Below are 16,563 nucleotides of genomic sequence, written 5' to 3' on the forward strand. Positions count from 1 at the left end.
AAACTTTTCTTGTGGGCCAGGTTCCAAATTTGTCACTATCGCGATTGTTATGTTGTGCTTATTTTTTTCTATCCAATGGTTAGCTTCAAGCGCTACTTTACAATTCATAATTCCTAGTTATCCTTACTAACTAGCAATTCGTTTCCTTACATTGGCTTTAGTGATCTTCTTTTGCAGAGCGTTGTCGGTAACATGGGTATAAATTTCCGTGGTTGAGATACTACTGTGTCCGAGCAACCGTTGAACGAAGCGAATGTCGAGGCCTGATTCAAGTAGTTCGCATGCCGCGCTGTGCCTTAGCATGTGTGGAGTGACTTTAAGTTGGGTGTATGCTTGTTGACTAAGTTTTTTGATTAGTTTGCGTAAAAATTGCGTTGAGGCGGGTTCCCCACGGCTATTAATCAGTAAATGATCGCAATGTGGTGCGCAAATAGCGCGGCTTTCAATATAGTTCTTGAGTAATTTGGCTATTTCTTGGTCTGTGAGATACACAAACCGTTCTCTGGCTCCCTTACCTAAGATTTTAATCTTCTTTTCGTTGATATAGATGTCAGTTAAACAAATTCCAGCAAGCTCAGATACTCGGATCCCTGTGCTAATCATAAGTTCTAACGCGATGAGTGAAGTAAATTCATTTAGCATGCGCTTTTGACTGACGCTATATGTGTTTGATGATTCTACCCATAAGCTTTTACAGTTTTTTCTGGCTTGTTTGAGCAAGCGTTTCAAGTCTGAGTGTGGTACGTTTCTTGGCAATCTTTTAGGTAGCTTGATGTCTAGCTGAAATTTATGAAAAGGATTAAGCTCGATGAATTCCTCTCGCTCAAGCCACTGGAACATAGCCCTTACACACGCCATTTTGCGCTTTATTGATGTGTTTGATAGCTCTGCATCAACCAGAAATTGATGGAACTGTGATAAGTCTACTTTGCTAATATCTTTAATGCTTTTATTTTCATCAAGTGCCTGCATAAACTGCTTTAGGTCAATTTGATATGCTTTCAAGGTGTGATCTGAGAGTTTACGTTTATCTTTACACAGGGAAATGAACTGTTGAGAAAGTTGGTTTATTGATTGCACTGCGATAAATCTACTTTTGCTAATACCTAATTTAGTGACCGTATTAGAACAGATTGTTGATAAAAACTGTATATAATCAATTGATTTAAAGGAATGTAGAATACAAGCGTGTTGTTAAATAGGCTCCAAGTCGGAGCCTCGGTATTATGACAATAATTGTTTATTCGCTAATCTGCATTTGTTCAAAGAGCGTATGGTAGTCTTCTAGATGCCAATTTTTAGTGATTTTCTCACCATCAACGTAGTAAACATCGACAGCTCGGAAATCAATGGCTTGACCTGCTCCTTGGTGCTCACCAAATTGGCCGCTGAAGTGTCCAAAGAAACGTAGTCGTACCGTGACAAATGAACCACTGACTAGTAAGTGTTCGACTTCTGCTTTCAGGTCTGGCACTGCGCGACGAAATCCTGATGAGGCTTCTAGCACGCCTTTCAAGCCTTGCTTTCTACCTCTTGGTAATGTCATATCAGTAAATGCGTTACTTAGTGCCTGTCTCGCAAACTTAGTGTCTCCACTGTGCCAAAAAGCAGCGTATTGCAATGCGGCATTCGCGGATATTTGACATTGTGCTGAGTCACAAATTTGCGCAACCTTTGCTACGGGTAACTCCTCATTGGGTGCCGCTAATGCTAGTGTCGCACTGACACTTAGCGCTAAAATTAAAGCATGTTTAATCATTACCTAGCACCTCAAAAACACACGTTCTGGGTTGGTTGGTACGTCTTGTTGCTTTAGAGTCCATTTGGCTATGTCTATCTTGCGCATAAACTTAACCTTTGGGTGCGATTTAGCGTAACGGATAAAGTCGTCAAGTGCTTTTACGCGAGCCGGGCTGCCTGCGAGCCTGTCGTGTGCACTGATAGACATCATCCGGCGCTGGGATTTTCCTTCTTCATAAAGCACATCAAACTCGTCCTTTAACTCTTGCAAATAGGCTTTTGCTGTCATTGCGGAACTGCCGCCATAGCGCACGATATCGTTATTTCTAAAGGTATAAGGCACCACCACGAAGGGTTTGCCATTGACCGGGGTAAACGAAGGCTCATCCCGAGATAGGTCATCTATATGATAGATAAATCCAAGGGACTGCAAAATAGTTAGAGTTTGCTCAGAATGGCGCATCCAAAATGCATTAAAGCCTTTTGGTCTTTGCCCGGTGATTTTTTCAAGCACATCTGCACTGTGAATATAAGATGCACGTTCTTCTTCGGGTGTCATCGAGTACTGTGGTGTCCAGTTTTGTCCATGACCTGAAATTTCATGCCCTTTTTCTGCCACCATTTTGGCAAGTTTAGGATTAAGCTCTGCAGCTTTTCCTACCATGTGGGACGTCACTTTGATGTTGTGCTTATCCCAAAGCTTAAGCAATCGTGGGATCCCTTCATTCATGCCATACTGATACCAAGTAGGAGCGACAGTGTCGGGGTAGCCCGCTTCTTGCTGAGGAAATGGCCCAGGATCGCTTGGGTCTTGCGCGGTTGCTTCAAACTGCATGGAGATAGAGATCACCAATTGAGCATCATCAGGCCAGTAATGGCCAGACTCTATTTCAGCGCCGTGGGCTGTGCCTGCAAGCAGGGCGGTTGCGGTTAGTAGCGCTCGAATACTTGTGGTCAACGTGGTACGCATGGTTATTCTCCTGCGGCTCTTGGGCCGGCATACACAGAAAGTGTTGCCTGCGCTAAGCTATGCTGGTGGATAAAAAATCCAGTAAGTGGTGCCGTTGCACCAGCTGGCACGGGGAGTGTATCTACATCTAGCGCATGCACGGTAAAGGTGTATTTATGTTTGCGGCCAATAGGCGGGCACGGGCCAAAGTATCCTGGCTTTCCTAAATCCGTATTACCTTCAATGGCTTGGCTTGGTAAAGTTTCTGCAAGCCTAGTCGTGTCTTTGGGCAAGTTATACACTTGCCAGTGCCAAAATCCGCTGCCAGTTGGCGCGTCTTGATCGTAAAACGTCACCGCAAAGCTCTTGGTTTGTTTAGGTGCATTTGACCAAACTAAGGTTGGCCGTGTGCTGTTTCCCTCGCAGCCAAATTGATCCCAGTATTGAAATGGTCGAATAGATTTTTCGGCAACAAGATCTGGGCTTTCTAGTGTAAACTCAGGTGCTGAAATTGCATTGGTTGCACCGAGTAATGCCATGGAGGCTAGGGATAAATTCAGTAATAATGGCTTCATATTGCACCTTTTGCTCTTAATTGTTGAAAATCTGCATAGTCGGTGTAGCCCTGCTCGCTACCACCAAATAAAGGCGCATCAGGGTTGATTGGACTCAAAGGTAATTGATGAGTTAGACGGTATACGAGGTCTGGGTTGGAGATAAACTTGCGACCAAAAGCCACAAAGTCGACTAGGCCTTGTTCAATAAGGGCTTCGGCTTGCTCTGGTTCGTAATTTCCCGCCACAATAATGGCGCCGTGGAATTTTCTTCTTAGTGCTTGCCTAAAACTCTCCGTCACGACCGGCGCATCATCCCAGTCCGCTTCTGCTAAGTGCACATAGGCAATGCCTAAGCGGTTAAAGTGCTCCGCGGCGAGCAAGATAGTATCAATGGCTTGTTCGTCTTGCATGCCACGTTGGGTAATAAAAGGCGCTAATCGGATCCCTACTTTTTCAGGTCCAATTGCTTGGCTAATCGCAGTGATAACTTCAACCGCAAAGCGAATTCGGTTTTCCTTCGAGCCACCATATTGATCATGACGTTGATTAGAGCTGCGGCGTAAAAACTGGTCAATTAAGTAGCCATTACCAGCGTGGATCTCGACGCCATTAAACCCCGCCATCATGGCATTCTCAGCCGCATGGACATAATCTTCGACTATGCTCTGTATTTCTTGGGTTGCCAGTGCACGTGGTGTTGGGCAATCGACCATTTCACCCACTCCTTTTTCATTGACCACCCACACTTGTGCGTCGGGCGCCAATGCTGAGGGGGCGACGGGTTGGCCATCTTCATGAAAAGTGGAGTGAGACATACGACCGACATGCCAAAGCTGACAGAAAATACGGCCACCTTTTTGCTGGACTGCATAGGTGATTTCTTTCCATCCAGCAACCTGCGAAGCAGTATAAATTCCGGGAGTAAATGAATATCCTTTGCCCTGACAAGAGATTTGTGTGGCTTCACTAATGATAAGCCCTGCCGAAGCGCGTTGGGCGTAGTACTTTGCCATCAACTGGTTTGGGATATCTCCCGGTTGTGTTGTTCGAGAGCGGGTCATTGGTGCCATCAAAATGCGGTTTGGTAAGATTAAATTACCGAGTTTTTTCTGCGTAAATAATAATGGATCAGACATAGTATTCTCCTAATTATTGGACAAGTGAGTTGATGTGGCGTGGGAACAGCACTTCAATTTTTAGAGATTCAGGTGCAAAGATAAAAACTTGATGCTCATTGCTAATAGGGACATCTCGTTCCACGTAGCGAACGCCAAAATGCTCTAGTCGGGCGATTAAGCCGGGGTAATCGTCAGCACGAAATGCAATATGATCTATGTTGCTAGTACTCATGCTTGTGTTTTGCGCAGAACCAAGGTATTCAGCCTGTGCTTGGGTATGTGGTGATTGTTCAACCAGATGAATGAAAGGTTGCTGTTGGTCGCCATAGAACCACTTTCCTGGAAATGGAAAAGGTGGACGTAGGCCTTCTTTAAGCCTAAGCACCTGCTCAAAAAAGGTCGCCATTTTTGCCATGTCATGTGCTCTAAACAAAAAGTGATCTAACTGCATGGTGTGTTACCTCCATTGGTGTTAGCGATTTATGCGTTGAGAACAGTCTATTTGTTTATTAATATTTGATAATTGGCTTTTATATAAAATTACTTTTCATAAAAGGTGAATAATGAAAAGCAAAGCAGACGATATGGCGCTTTTTGTTCAAGTGGTGCGCTCTGATGGCTTAGCTGCGGCAGGGCGAGTATTAGGGCTTTCTCCAGCGAGCATGACCGCACGGATCAATGCACTTGAAGCGAACTATAAAACCCGTTTACTTACTCGAAACACCAGAAGTATCAAACTGACAGAAGCGGGAGAGCGGTTTTATCAGGGCTGTGTGCGAGTCATTGAGGAGGTCGCGGCGGCGGAGGCACTACTGCAAGATGCCGATCCCGATTTGAGAGGCACACTCAAAATTGCAGCAAGCTCAGACTTTGGCCGTCAGTACGTGGTTCCCGCCGTTGCGGAGTTTGCCACGCAGCATCCACAGGTGGTGGTTAACTTGAGCTTAGGGGAGGGCTTGGTCAAATTAGTTGAGTCTGGCACTGATATCGCCATTCGTTATGGTAATTTAAATGATAGCAGTTTGATATCTCGGCCTTTGTTAAACAACCGCAGAATGCTGGTGGCTGCCCCAAACTATCTCGAACGGTATGGTACACCAGATTGCTATCAAGCATTACAGCGTCATCGCTGCTTAGTACTGGAAAGAGCAGGACAGGCGCTAAACGATTGGTATTTTATCGACAGAGACACGCAAGCAACCATCATTGAAACCGTGCCTACCTGTTTAGTGAGTTCAGATGGAGAAGTATTGCGAAACTGGGCTATTCAAGGGCTTGGGATCACCATTAAGTCATGGCTGGATGTTCACAAAGATATTAAAGCGGGGCGATTGGTAGAGTTGTTGCCAACTCAAACATTGGGATTTAGTCCAACGGACTCAGATAAAGTCGCGCTGCAAGCTATTTATCCATCTAGGCAGTTTCAACCTCGCCAAGTCAAAGCGTTTCTCACCTTTTTTAGCGAGTATTTACAACAAATACATGATTGATTTTATTTCAATGAAGTCTAACGAATTAGCCGTGCGTAAGTGGTAAAGATATGCATAATAAACGCTCATATTTAAACTAACTAAAGAGGTTCAAGGATGGCAATTGGCAATATTAAACACGTAATTTTTGACGTCGGTAACGTATTTGTGAGGTGGTCACCAGAGGAGATAGTTCGGCTTACCTTTGGCAACCAATGCGACGTTGAGAGTCTAGCTAAGCAGCTGTTCCACAGTGAGATTTGGTTTGCGATTAATCGAGGCGAACTGACAGAAGCAGACACCAAGGACGCTTTTATACGAACCTGTCACTTAACCTCTGAGCAAGCTGACGAACTGTTCTTTTATATCAAAGAATCGCTGATCCCACTTTATGGCACGCTTTCACTGATGCAGCGCCTAAAGGCGGCTGGATATAGTGCTTATGCCCTGACCGATAATGTGCACGAGATTGTGAGCCACCTAAAAGCGCGTCATACTTTCTGGCAACACTTTGACGGAGAAATTATTTCTGCTGAGCTTGGATGCATGAAGCCCGGCAAAGCTATTTTTACTCACTTACTGGAGCGCTACCAACTAGCGGCAGATGACTGTGTTTTTCTTGATGATGTCTTAGCGAATGTTGAAGGTGCAAAGCAGGTCGGATTACATGGCATTCAGTTCTTTAATGCGGCGCAAGCTGAGCGCGAGTTACGTGAGCTAGGATTAGTGTTTTAAGCAGGTCGAGACTCCAAAATAGGCCCAAGTACGGGCCTAAAAAGAATTAATCGCACATATACTGTCTATTTGTGAAAGCACAGTCGTGATCACCGTAACAAGAGATAGCACCTGTACGACAATCGTGGCGGTTAGTTGGTACACAGTCCAAATCAGTCAAACGGTTTACACCACCACCAATTTGGGGGGTTGCTTGTGGTGCAATAGCTTGAGCATTGTTTAAGTTTTTAAGCGGCTTTTTATTCAGTTTAATTTTCATTTTTCATTTCCTTTGGGTGGTAAGAAAGCGTATTAACAGCGAAGAGAGCCACAGTTATAGCAAGAACCAAATGCTTTCGTGTTGCATAACTCGGTTATTTCTCTGTCACAACCCGCGGTTAAATAACCTCCCGCGATGTTTGGTGTTTGGGCTTTTTCCAAGCCTGCTGTATGGTTCAGTTGTTTTATCTTTCTTTTTGTTAGAGTTAATTTCATCTTATTTTCCTTATTGTGAAAGCTTGAATTGTCGTACAAAGTCGTACAAAAAATAAACTGCATTATTGACGGTACCCAATATAAATTATTTGTCAAATATGTTTTTTAAAAGTTAAATTTGTGTTTTTCTTAATTGCTTTATTTCAACCCTGTGTAACTTCAACGCTCGATGACAAGCTGCTTTTTAGCCTGAGTTCAGCAACTGTGGTGTAACGTAAATTTGCACTGTCAGTCGCCCAACGCATCGATATTGTTTGGTCTTTTTAATCATGCAACACTGCAACATGAGAATAATTAAAAAACGGGATGAAGATGCGTAAATTAACAGCCTTGGTGTGGACTTGCTCTGTTTCCTTGTGCGCGGGTGTTGTGTTTGGTAACACGGCGCTAGCTGACGAGTCACCAATATTTAGTTCTAAAGCCACAGCACAGCCAATATGGGCTGAGCATGGCATGGTATCTAGCCAAGAGGCACTTGCCAGTCAGGTTGGGGTGGAGATTTTAAAGCAAGGTGGTAATGCCGTTGATGCGGCTGTTGCAGTAGGTTTTAGTCTGGCCGTGACTTTGCCAAGGGCCGGAAATATCGGCGGTGGTGGCTTTATGCTAGTGCATCTGGCAAAAGAGAATAAAACCATTGCGATTGATTATCGCGAAATGGCGCCGAGCCGTGCGCACAAAGACATCTTTATTGATGAAAACGGCGAGGTAAACCCAAAGCTAAGCCTTCAGCACGGCCTTGCCGTGGGCGTTCCCGGAACTGTTATGGGGATGGAGTTAGCACTCGAAAAATACGGCACCATGACACTTAGCCAAGTTATTCAGCCTGCAATAAAATTGGCGCGTGATGGCATTAAAGTGACCTCTGATTTAGCTAACTCGCTTTCTCATAATTATATTAAAGAACGAATGCTCGATGTACCGGCGTCTAAGGCCGTGTTTTATAAAAAAGATGGTAGCAGCTATAAGCCAAATGAATGGCTGGTGCAGGCTGACTTGGCTCACTCTTTGGAACTTGTTGCCGAAAAAGGCAGTGCAGGCTTTTATCAGGGCGAGACAGCAAAGAAAATTGTTGCTGCGGTAGAAGCAGCAGGTGGCATTATGTCGCTGGATGATTTAAAAGGCTACAAAGCGGTAGAGCGTGAACCAGTAAAAGGTACATATCGCGGCTACGACATCGTTTCTATGCCGCCTCCTTCATCTGGTGGTGTGCATATCATAGAGATGCTCAACATGCTGGAGCAATACCCTATTGGTGAGCTTGGGCATAATAGCGCTGCTACCGTCCATTTAATGGCTGAGGTCATGAAGCGTGCGTATGCTGACCGCAGCGAATATTTGGGCGACCCTGACTTCTACGACGTACCCGTTAAAGCATTGGTGGATAAGCAATATGCAAAGCAGCGTAGTAAACAAATTAATGCAGACAAAGCGACGCCAAGCCGCGAGATTAAGCCCGGTAAATTATTACCTTATGAGAGTAACCAAACCACGCATTATTCTGTGGTAGATAAGTGGGGCAATGCGGTGAGTAACACTTACACGCTCAATTTTAGCTATGGCTCAGGTATTGTCGCGGCTGGCACTGGCATTCTACTTAACAACGAAATGGATGATTTCTCGGCAAAGCCAGGCACACCAAACGGTTTTGGCTTGGTTGGTGGAGAAGCTAACGCCGTTGAAGGCAAGAAGCGCCCGCTGAGCTCAATGACACCTACGATTGTAATGAAAGAAGGTAAACCCTTTTTGGTAACGGGTAGCCCTGGTGGCTCACGTATTATCACCACCACGCTACAAATCATTATGAATGTTATTGATCATGGCTTGAACATCGCTGAAGCAACCGTGGCTCCGCGTATTCACCACCAGTGGTTACCAGATGAAATTCGTATTGAACGTAGCTTAAATGTGGATACTCGACGTCTACTTGAAAACAAAGGACACACACTTTCAGAGCAGAATGCGATGGGCTCAACCCAGTCAATCATGCTTACCGATAAAGGTCTATTTGGCTCCTCAGATCCAAGGCGTGCAGATAGCGCAGCGGTGGGGTACTAATACCAATTGAATTAATTCTCTAATCAATTTGAAGGGTGAAATAGCATATTAGCTTCGTTAAAAATTTCTCATTTAGAACAACTAAATAGCAAAATTTTTGCCTTGCTACTAAAGCTATTTCCCCGCTTCAAGATAGATCATTTACTTAATACAACTGGTATAATATCCTGATTTCCATTGAGTCTTAAGTGCAATTTAAATCGAGTAGGGGCGAGATGCCCCTTTTCTATGCGCTTTCTTTGATTAAATACTCTGGCAGTGGCCAATTCATGACGATGACTTCGCCTTGCCAAGTTTCAATCGTCAGCCAAACCTTGTCGTCTTTTGATAATGTTTTCTTTGCTAAAGCATGTACGTGTTGACCGTGTTTTGTGCCGTGAAGGATCCCGAGCTCATGCTTCATAAGCTGTGCAAGTGGCATCGCGTTGGGGCCGATATTGAGATAGCCTTGGCGCACAGATTCAACGTCACCTTTATTGAACAGTAGTAAGAAGTCTTTGACGTATAAGTTATCGTGGATGTATGGCGGCTTGTCGTCAAAAGGCATTGGTGTAATGCTGTACTCTCCAAGTGTTTGCTCCGCCAATGGAGCGGGAAACTCTGGATGTAATGATTGATAATAAAACCAAGCTGGCAACACCAGCAATAGGGCATTTAACCAATATTTATTGTGTTGTATAAAGCGTTTGACTGCATTCATGGCGATTTACCCTTGCTGTGCTTTTAGTTGTCTTGCATTGCTCCGTTCTTGGCTACGCGCGCGTTTGGTCCGAAGCTGATACATGATAAATCCGGTAACTGACATCCCGGATAAAATACAGCCAAAAATAAACCAGATGACTTTTGTCCAGATCCCTCCAATGGTGCCGTAGTGCAGTGGATCTGTGATGTGCATAACCGTTTGTAAGCCTGTCATTGAATCAGGGTTTGCATGATGAACGACTGTATCATTCCAAGTGTTGTAGGCAATATTAATGCTGTAATCGTCATAGAGTACGTAGTCGTTTGCGCCACTGATTTTAAGCGTATCGCGGTTATGCTCAGGTAGCATGATGTAACTTGGGCGAAAGTCAGTGTACTGTTGTTGGATTTCAGCGAGCGCTAGATCAACACTGGTCTCTACTGCATTCGCGTTTATTGTCGAGTTGGGTATATCCGCAGCATTTAATGTTTCATGATGTTCTAGTTCAACACCAGCATGCCACAGCACCGCTTGCGTTAAATACCACAGTCCGGTGAGGCTCATTACGGTCATAAACCAAAGCGACCATACTCCACTGAGTTTATGGATGTCAGCGGCAAGGGTACGACCTTCTTGTGATTTACGCAGCTTAAACTGAAAAAACGCTAACCAAAACTTTTTGTATACCACCAGGCCTGTGATCAACGCGCCCAATAGGATCAGTGACATAAACGCCACTAAATAGTAACCAACACTGTAGCCATTTTGCCATGGAAATAGCAGCCAGCCATGTAGTGAACGCATAAAGTTAATAAACGTATTGCCGTCATTTATTTCCTGAACAGCCCCTGTGTACTGGTTTACATATGCAAGCGCATAGGGCTTGTCGACGTCGGTAAACATCACCACATAGGTCAAATAGGGCTCTCTCACATTGAGCCCCATGACATCTGCACTTGGGTACTCATCTTTAAACGTGCGTAACACTGAGCCCGCTGACATCTCACTTACCTGACTGGGGTTATATGCCCGAGAATCAGGGTTGGTAAGCCATGTAAGTTCATGGCTGAAAACGGAAATGGTACCTGTGATACAAATAAAGCAAAACAGTAGCCATATTGGCAGTGAAAACCAACCATGCAACTGAAACCAAAACTTGTTGCTTATTTTCTTTGCCATTGTGTGTTCCTAGTTCTTTGAATGACGGCGACAAATGAAAGCTGAGGGAGTATTTGCGCAAAAATGTAAATAAAGTATATCTTTTTAAAAGTGTAAATGGCAATTATATTCATTTGGATGTGCGTTAAATAGCATGTTTTATTCGTTTAGCGGTTTATCTTTCTTGTTTCTTTTATAGGAAAGTTGTTTTAAATTAGTTAGTTACTTATTTTGGGAACGTTCCTTAAATCGGGTTCGAAACTGGTTGTAATTTACCTTAATGTTATTGCTAATGGTTATCATCTGCATTATGATCGTTTCGATTTTTACAATATTAGGATGAACCCAGTGAACACTCTGCCTCTCAAAACGCTCTCATTTGCTGTTATGGCAGCGCTCGGCACGTCAGCATTACAGGTGCAAGCAGCACAGCAAGATAAAGAAGAAATTGAAAAAATAGTTGTGACGGGAAAATACACCGTCAATGAAGTGATAGACACCGCAACTGGCTTAGGGTTATCACTTCTTGAGACGCCGCAATCTGTTAGTGTTATTACCGCTGCACGGATCAAAGAGCAAAAACTCGATACATTAACCGATACTGTGTTAAATGCGATTGGGGTGTCAGCGAAAGAAGTTGATAATGTTCGTAATACGTTGCAGTCACGTGGCTTTGACATTACCAATTATCAAATTGACGGCGTTCCTTTGTCATGGAGTTTGGCAGGTGATTCAGGTGAAACCATCGCGGATGTTGCGATATATGAGCGCGTGGAGTTTGTGCGTGGTGCGACGGGGTTATTAACCGGCGCGGGCGATCCTTCAGCTTCTATTAACCTAGTACGCAAACATGCAAATAGCACCGACCTCACAGGTTTTGCTAGTGTCTCTTTGGGAAGCTGGAACAATAAAGAAGTGATGGTGGACGTTGCCAATGGATTAACTAACGATGGCAGTGTGCGTGGACGAGTGGTCGCGAAGTATGAAGAAGGTGACTCGTATCTAGATCTCTTCTCTGACGAAAGTACCGTGCTTTATGGGGTACTAGAAGCGGATTTAAGCACGCATTCGACGATCCGCGTTGGTGCAAGCTATCAGCGTAACGACCCTACCAGTCCAACTTGGGGGGCATTACCTACTTTCTTTACCGATGGAAGTAAGACAGACTGGGAAGTCGAAAAAACCACAGCTGCAAATTGGACTGAGTGGCAAACTACTGGCACCAATGCTTTTGTGAACTTTAGCCACAACTTTGCAAATGGTTGGGAACTGGTCGCCAATTACAACAAGCTGAAATACGAGCAAGATACAGAGCTGCTGTATTTATTCGGCACATTGGATAAAACAACAGGTGAGGGCTTAGCTTCTTGGCCTTATAAAAGTACAGGTGAAAGTAACCAAGACAGCTTTGATATCCAGCTTAAAGGTTTTTATCAACTCGCCGGTCGTGAGCATGATTTCGTAACTGGCGCGCTCTACAGTGAGCAGAGTGCCGATACACTCACTTTCGCTGCGCTCGATAATGCCTTTTTGCCAGTTGGCAATTTTTACGAGTGGGACGGCAATTTCCCTGAGCCGACGTGGGGCACAGAAACCTCAGTTGCTCAAGATATGGATACCGAGCAAAAAGGGTTTTACGCCGCAACAAGGCTAAATCTTAGCGCTGAACTTAAAGTAATAGCGGGTGGTCGGTTGTCGAGCTGGCAGCGCGAAGGCGAAAGCTATGGCGTCATCACTGATTTTGGCGACAATGGCGTATTTATACCTTACGCTGGTGCCTTGTACGACTTGTCGACAACGCAGCGAGTGTATGCAAGTTACACAGAAATATTCCAGCCGCAAAATGCCCAAGACCGTAATGGTGATTTCCTTGATCCAATCAAAGGAAAATCATACGAAGTGGGGCTAAAAAGTACCTATCTAGACGACACGCTGCAAACAACATTGGCGATTTTCCAAATCGAACAAGATAACCTAGCTCAAGATGATGTTGGATACATAGTTCCTGGTTCGGTAAATACAGTCGCGCAATATGCTGCTGAAGGCACAACCAGTAAAGGCTTCGAATTTGAAGTGGTGGGTCAGTTAACTGACGGTTTTGATGTGCATTTGGGTTATTCACAATACAAAGCAGAAGATGCCAACGGCGTTGAAGTAAATACGGATAACCCAAGAAAGCAATTTAAGTTGTATACGACTTACCAATTTGTGAATGCTTTACCTGAGTTGACGATTGGTGGTGGCGTGAACTGGCAAGATGACACTTATTCAGTAACGGGCAACGATAGGCTAGAGCAAGATGCCTATGCATTGGTTAGCTTGATGGCAAACTACGCACTGGCAGACAATATGGCGCTACAGCTCAACGTAGAAAACCTCTTCGATGAAAAGTACTACAGCCAAATTGGCTTCTTTGATCAGTATCGCTATGGTGCGCCGAGAAATTACAGCTTAAGTTTTAGCTATGATTTTTAGCAGACTGTAAACTAACTAAGCGTGGCTAGTGAGCCACGCTTTTGTTCATTGTTTATTTATTGCAAGAACTGTACGCTTGGAGGCAATACAGTCAAAAAGGAATTTTGCAATGAATTTATCCCCTGCTTTTTTGGTCGCTGGCTTTATAGTAAATATGAGTACAGCGTCCGCCACACCGGACTATCAAAATGTGCTTAACCAGCTACCGCTGCCACCTAATGAACTTACCACTTTACTGCATGACCTAGCACTACATGGCTGAATTAATTAAGGGCTATAACCGATTACACAACAAACGGATAGAATGTGCCAACGTTGCGACTGTGTTGAAAAGGTCGCAATTGGACTCACTCAAAATGGATGTAGAGTACTACACCACTGTGCTTTTTTATGTTGATGGTTTGAACAAAAATCAGTGTGAATCTGCGGAGTTTGGCGCTTTTACAAGGACAGTCGCTATAAATTATGTGATGCATAAGAGCCCGAGGGAGCTTAAGCAGGTGAAAGCAATGAACGTGCTATCTTCTGGGCGTTACGCAAATTTTATTGAGTTTGAGGCTGAGTTTAACGCTTTACCTGAGACCGTTAAAACGGCCGCGCTAAAAGCGGATTTTCTTCGAGATAACTTTAATTTGTTTCAAAGCTTGGAGCAAGTTCACGGACACGAGTGATAAAAGGAATATTTGTGAAACCCCTGCTATTAGTTTTGATATTGTTTGCGTTTGCGCCGCAAACTAACGCTGAAACAATGTCAGTAGATCTTACGCCGACTATTGAATATCCAGTCGAACAACTTGAACCAGTTCAAAAGACGCTGCTTAGTGAGCTGTTAAATAGCGTAACACAACTGGGTGATAGAGAAGCGGCATGCGAAAGTGAGCGTGCTATTACAGAAGAGCAATTGCGCAGTCTTAATATTACCTCGCAGCAGCGAGGTATCGTTTTATCTTATTTTTATATTCACCAAAAAAGGGAATGTGAAGCCGAAGAATATGGCGAATTCGCCAGACTTGTTGCCGCGAATTTAGCGGTGCAAAAGCAGTCAGAAGTCTTAAGGTTCGTGAATACGCTAAACACGGTAAGCTCCAGCGTTTATTTCGATTATGTTGAAACGGAGCTGGAGTTTAACCAGCTACCAGAAAGTGTTCGCAATAAAACCTACCAAGCCGAGTTTTTACAGCATCCGTTTAGTCTTATGCATACGCTAGAGCAGTTCGAATGATTCGGCGCGTTGTTACTGATTAAGTAAAACCTAAGCTAACATAATACGGTTTAATAATTCGTATGCGGTACGTTTTGCATCATCTACGGCTTGATCGGGTACTTGATGATTTGCAATCCAAAGTGCGAGACTCGTTAATCCACCATTGATAAATTGAGCGCTGGTTTTATGCGCTTGAGGACTCTGTTGCGGTGCGATTGCACTTAGTAACTGTGTGATTGATGCCACACACCCTGAAGCTGCTTTTTCGAGTTGTTCAGGCTCTAATACCGACTGCGCATCACGTAATATGATACGCTGTATCTCGGGCTCCGTAGCCATATCCAAGTAAGTTTCTGCACGTTTCAAAAGCGCTTGCTGAGGTGAGGTTTCACTACGTTCAATATCACGGAGTCGGAGATCCATTTCACTATCTAATTGCTGTACTACCGCGTAAAACAACCCTTTTTTGTTGCCAAAGTGATGATACAGCGCTCCTCGAGTGAGTCCTACGTCCGCTGTTAGCTCTTCTAATGCCGTCCCTGCAAATCCTTTACTTGCAAAAAGCACTCTGGCTTGGGCCAATAGCTCGCTGCGGGTTTTCTCCATCATGCTGCTTCTTGTTGTCATTTTGCGATCCTTATTAAAAAACTACGCAATTTATAATTGACATACATTGTGTATGTCAATTATTTTCACATACACATTGTATGTGAAAATAACCTCAAGGAGAGATCAATGTATAATCCTTACTCTGAAATTTTTAAGATAAAAGGAACTAAGCATTTTAGCTGTGCTGGTTTTATTGCTCGTATGCCGCTTTCTATGATGGCGATTGGGTTAATCACCATGCTTTCGCAACTCTATGACTCATATTGGATTGCAGGTTCCATTGCTGCGCTATTTACCTTTACCATGGCATTTGCTGCGCCGCAGTTGTCGCGACTGATTGATAGGGTAGGGCAACGCAAGGTTGTGATCCCTGCGGCCTTGTTTAGTGCAGTATCTGCGCTGGCATTGTTGCTATTAAGTCACTTGCAAGCGCCACTTTGGAGCCTCTATGTTTTAGCCATGTGTGCGGGCATTATGCCAAGTGTTCCGGCTTTAGTTCGGGCCAGGTGGAGTGCGATACAATCAGATCAAGGCTTACTTAATACGGCATATTCTTTTGAGTCGGTACTGGATGAAATTACCTTTGTGATAGGACCTCCACTTGCGATTGCATTGAGCAGCTTGCTCTTTCCTCAAGCCGGTCCGTTGCTAGCGGTTATTTTGTTTGTGATAGGCAGTATTTGGTTAGTGTCGCAAAAGGACACTGAGCCAAAAATAGAACAAAGTGAAAATCAGACCCGAACTTCCGCACTGGCTAACTCCACGGTTAAGTTGCTTAGTTTGGTGTTATTGGCGCTCGGTGTAATAGTTGGTGCTATCGATGTATTAAGTATCGCTTTTGCTCAGTTGCAAGGGATGCCAATTGCGGCCAGCTTAGTATTGTCGATGTACGCGCTTGGTTCTTGTATCGCTGGGTTTGGATTTGGGGCCGTTAAGTGGCGTGTGTCTATGCCAGTACTGCTTGTACGTTTTGCGATATTTACATTGATCGCGAGCGTACTATTACTCAGTGTTAACCACGTTTATGGCTTGGCAGTAGTGATGTTTATTTCGGGACTCGCGTTTGCTCCAACCATGATCATTGCCATGGGGCTTGTTGAGCAAAGCGTACCAAAACGCTTACTCACTGAAGCCTTAACTTGGCTAATTACCGGGCTTGGTGTGGGGATTGCAGGTGGGGCTGCGTTGACCGGATGGGTCGTTGAACACTTTACTGTGGATCTTGGATTTGGGGTTGCAGTGGTCGCTGCTGCTACTGTGGTGCTACTCGCCTGGTATCAAAAACACGATGATACAAGGCGAGCAACTCAAGTTGTCAGTGATTAGGATGTATAAAGT

At 44.3% G+C, this 16,563-nt stretch carries 19 protein-coding genes; 8 read left to right on the forward strand and 11 right to left on the reverse strand.

The features are described 5' to 3' along the window. Positions 1–126: 126 nt before the first annotated feature. The 6 genes from L1271_RS21260 to L1271_RS21285 form a co-directional block, all read right to left on the reverse strand. Entirely contained in the window at positions 127–1,080 is a 954-nt protein-coding gene (locus L1271_RS21260; RefSeq protein ID WP_235368741.1) for a tyrosine-type recombinase/integrase, read from the reverse strand. A gap of 160 nt (positions 1,081–1,240) precedes the next feature. Continuing rightward, positions 1,241–1,759: an ester cyclase gene (locus L1271_RS21265; RefSeq protein WP_235368742.1), complete on the reverse strand. Its 519-nt coding sequence runs from the start codon at positions 1,757–1,759 to the stop codon at positions 1,241–1,243. 3 nt (positions 1,760–1,762) lie between these two features. Then, positions 1,763–2,710 carry a polysaccharide deacetylase family protein gene (locus tag L1271_RS21270; RefSeq protein WP_235368743.1) on the reverse strand — a complete coding sequence of 316 codons (948 nt, stop codon included), beginning with the start codon at positions 2,708–2,710 and terminating at the stop codon, positions 1,763–1,765. 2 nt (positions 2,711–2,712) lie between these two features. Then, positions 2,713–3,264 carry a YbhB/YbcL family Raf kinase inhibitor-like protein gene (locus tag L1271_RS21275; protein ID WP_039491078.1) on the reverse strand — a complete coding sequence of 184 codons (552 nt, stop codon included), beginning with the start codon at positions 3,262–3,264 and terminating at the stop codon, positions 2,713–2,715. Further along, positions 3,261–4,382, reverse strand: coding sequence for an alkene reductase (locus L1271_RS21280; protein WP_235368744.1), 1,122 nt, complete (start codon positions 4,380–4,382; stop codon positions 3,261–3,263). The genes L1271_RS21275 and L1271_RS21280 overlap by 4 nt, the downstream gene beginning before the upstream one ends. A 13-nt stretch (positions 4,383–4,395) precedes the next feature. Continuing rightward, complete coding sequence (locus L1271_RS21285) at positions 4,396–4,815, reverse strand: VOC family protein (protein WP_211868286.1); 420 nt, start codon at positions 4,813–4,815, stop codon at positions 4,396–4,398. Between the two features lie 112 nt (positions 4,816–4,927). On the opposite strand from L1271_RS21285, the gene L1271_RS21290 reads away from it, so the two are divergent. After that, the gene (locus L1271_RS21290; protein ID WP_235368745.1) at positions 4,928–5,854 is read left to right on the forward strand and encodes a LysR family transcriptional regulator; all 927 of its coding nucleotides are present in this window, start codon (positions 4,928–4,930) and stop codon (positions 5,852–5,854) included. Between the two features lie 96 nt (positions 5,855–5,950). Next, positions 5,951–6,568 (forward strand): HAD family hydrolase, encoded by a 618-nt coding sequence (locus tag L1271_RS21295; RefSeq protein ID WP_102056387.1) that lies wholly within the window; start codon positions 5,951–5,953, stop codon positions 6,566–6,568. A 46-nt stretch (positions 6,569–6,614) separates the two neighbouring features. Here the strand turns inward: L1271_RS21295 and L1271_RS21300 are convergent, their stop codons facing one another. Next, a complete protein-coding gene (locus L1271_RS21300; RefSeq protein WP_010604115.1) occupies positions 6,615–6,827 on the reverse strand; it encodes a hypothetical protein in 213 nt (70 codons plus the stop codon). Positions 6,828–6,859: 32 nt separating this feature from the next. Continuing rightward, positions 6,860–7,042, reverse strand: a complete 183-nt coding sequence (locus L1271_RS21305; protein WP_010604114.1) for a hypothetical protein — start codon at positions 7,040–7,042, stop codon at positions 6,860–6,862. Between the two features lie 312 nt (positions 7,043–7,354). Between L1271_RS21305 and ggt the strand changes: the two genes are divergently transcribed. Continuing rightward, complete coding sequence (ggt, locus tag L1271_RS21310) at positions 7,355–9,097, forward strand: gamma-glutamyltransferase (protein ID WP_235368747.1); 1,743 nt, start codon at positions 7,355–7,357, stop codon at positions 9,095–9,097. A 226-nt stretch (positions 9,098–9,323) separates the two neighbouring features. Here ggt and L1271_RS21315 read toward each other — a convergent pair whose 3' ends face one another. Together L1271_RS21315 and L1271_RS21320 are read right to left on the reverse strand one after the other, a co-directional pair. Next, positions 9,324–9,797, reverse strand: coding sequence for a hypothetical protein (locus L1271_RS21315; protein ID WP_174168474.1), 474 nt, complete (start codon positions 9,795–9,797; stop codon positions 9,324–9,326). Between the two features lie 6 nt (positions 9,798–9,803). Then, on the reverse strand, positions 9,804–10,958 hold the full coding sequence (locus tag L1271_RS21320; protein WP_235368748.1) for a PepSY-associated TM helix domain-containing protein: 1,155 nt from the start codon (positions 10,956–10,958) through the stop codon (positions 9,804–9,806). A gap of 318 nt (positions 10,959–11,276) precedes the next feature. On the opposite strand from L1271_RS21320, the gene L1271_RS21325 reads away from it, so the two are divergent. The 4 genes from L1271_RS21325 to L1271_RS21340 all read left to right on the forward strand — a co-directional run bounded on the left by L1271_RS21325 (position 11,277) and on the right by L1271_RS21340 (position 14,634). After that, entirely contained in the window at positions 11,277–13,412 is a 2,136-nt protein-coding gene (locus L1271_RS21325; RefSeq protein WP_268831092.1) for a TonB-dependent siderophore receptor, read from the forward strand. Positions 13,413–13,521: 109 nt separating this feature from the next. Beyond that, positions 13,522–13,674 carry a hypothetical protein gene (locus L1271_RS21330; RefSeq protein WP_235368750.1) on the forward strand — a complete coding sequence of 51 codons (153 nt, stop codon included), beginning with the start codon at positions 13,522–13,524 and terminating at the stop codon, positions 13,672–13,674. Further along, on the forward strand, positions 13,667–14,083 hold the full coding sequence (locus L1271_RS21335) for a hypothetical protein (RefSeq protein ID WP_235368752.1): 417 nt from the start codon (positions 13,667–13,669) through the stop codon (positions 14,081–14,083). The genes L1271_RS21330 and L1271_RS21335 overlap by 8 nt, the downstream gene beginning before the upstream one ends. Positions 14,084–14,097: 14 nt before the next feature. Then, positions 14,098–14,634 carry a hypothetical protein gene (locus tag L1271_RS21340; protein WP_235368753.1) on the forward strand — a complete coding sequence of 179 codons (537 nt, stop codon included), beginning with the start codon at positions 14,098–14,100 and terminating at the stop codon, positions 14,632–14,634. Between the two features lie 30 nt (positions 14,635–14,664). Here L1271_RS21340 and L1271_RS21345 read toward each other — a convergent pair whose 3' ends face one another. Further along, positions 14,665–15,243 carry a TetR/AcrR family transcriptional regulator gene (locus tag L1271_RS21345; RefSeq protein ID WP_235368754.1) on the reverse strand — a complete coding sequence of 193 codons (579 nt, stop codon included), beginning with the start codon at positions 15,241–15,243 and terminating at the stop codon, positions 14,665–14,667. Positions 15,244–15,351: 108 nt separating this feature from the next. On the opposite strand from L1271_RS21345, the gene L1271_RS21350 reads away from it, so the two are divergent. Further along, complete coding sequence (locus L1271_RS21350) at positions 15,352–16,551, forward strand: MFS transporter (protein ID WP_235368755.1); 1,200 nt, start codon at positions 15,352–15,354, stop codon at positions 16,549–16,551. Positions 16,552–16,563 lie beyond the last annotated feature (12 nt).

The sequence above is a fragment of the Pseudoalteromonas sp. OF5H-5 genome (assembly GCF_021530695.1).
Classification (GTDB): domain Bacteria; phylum Pseudomonadota; class Gammaproteobacteria; order Enterobacterales; family Alteromonadaceae; genus Pseudoalteromonas.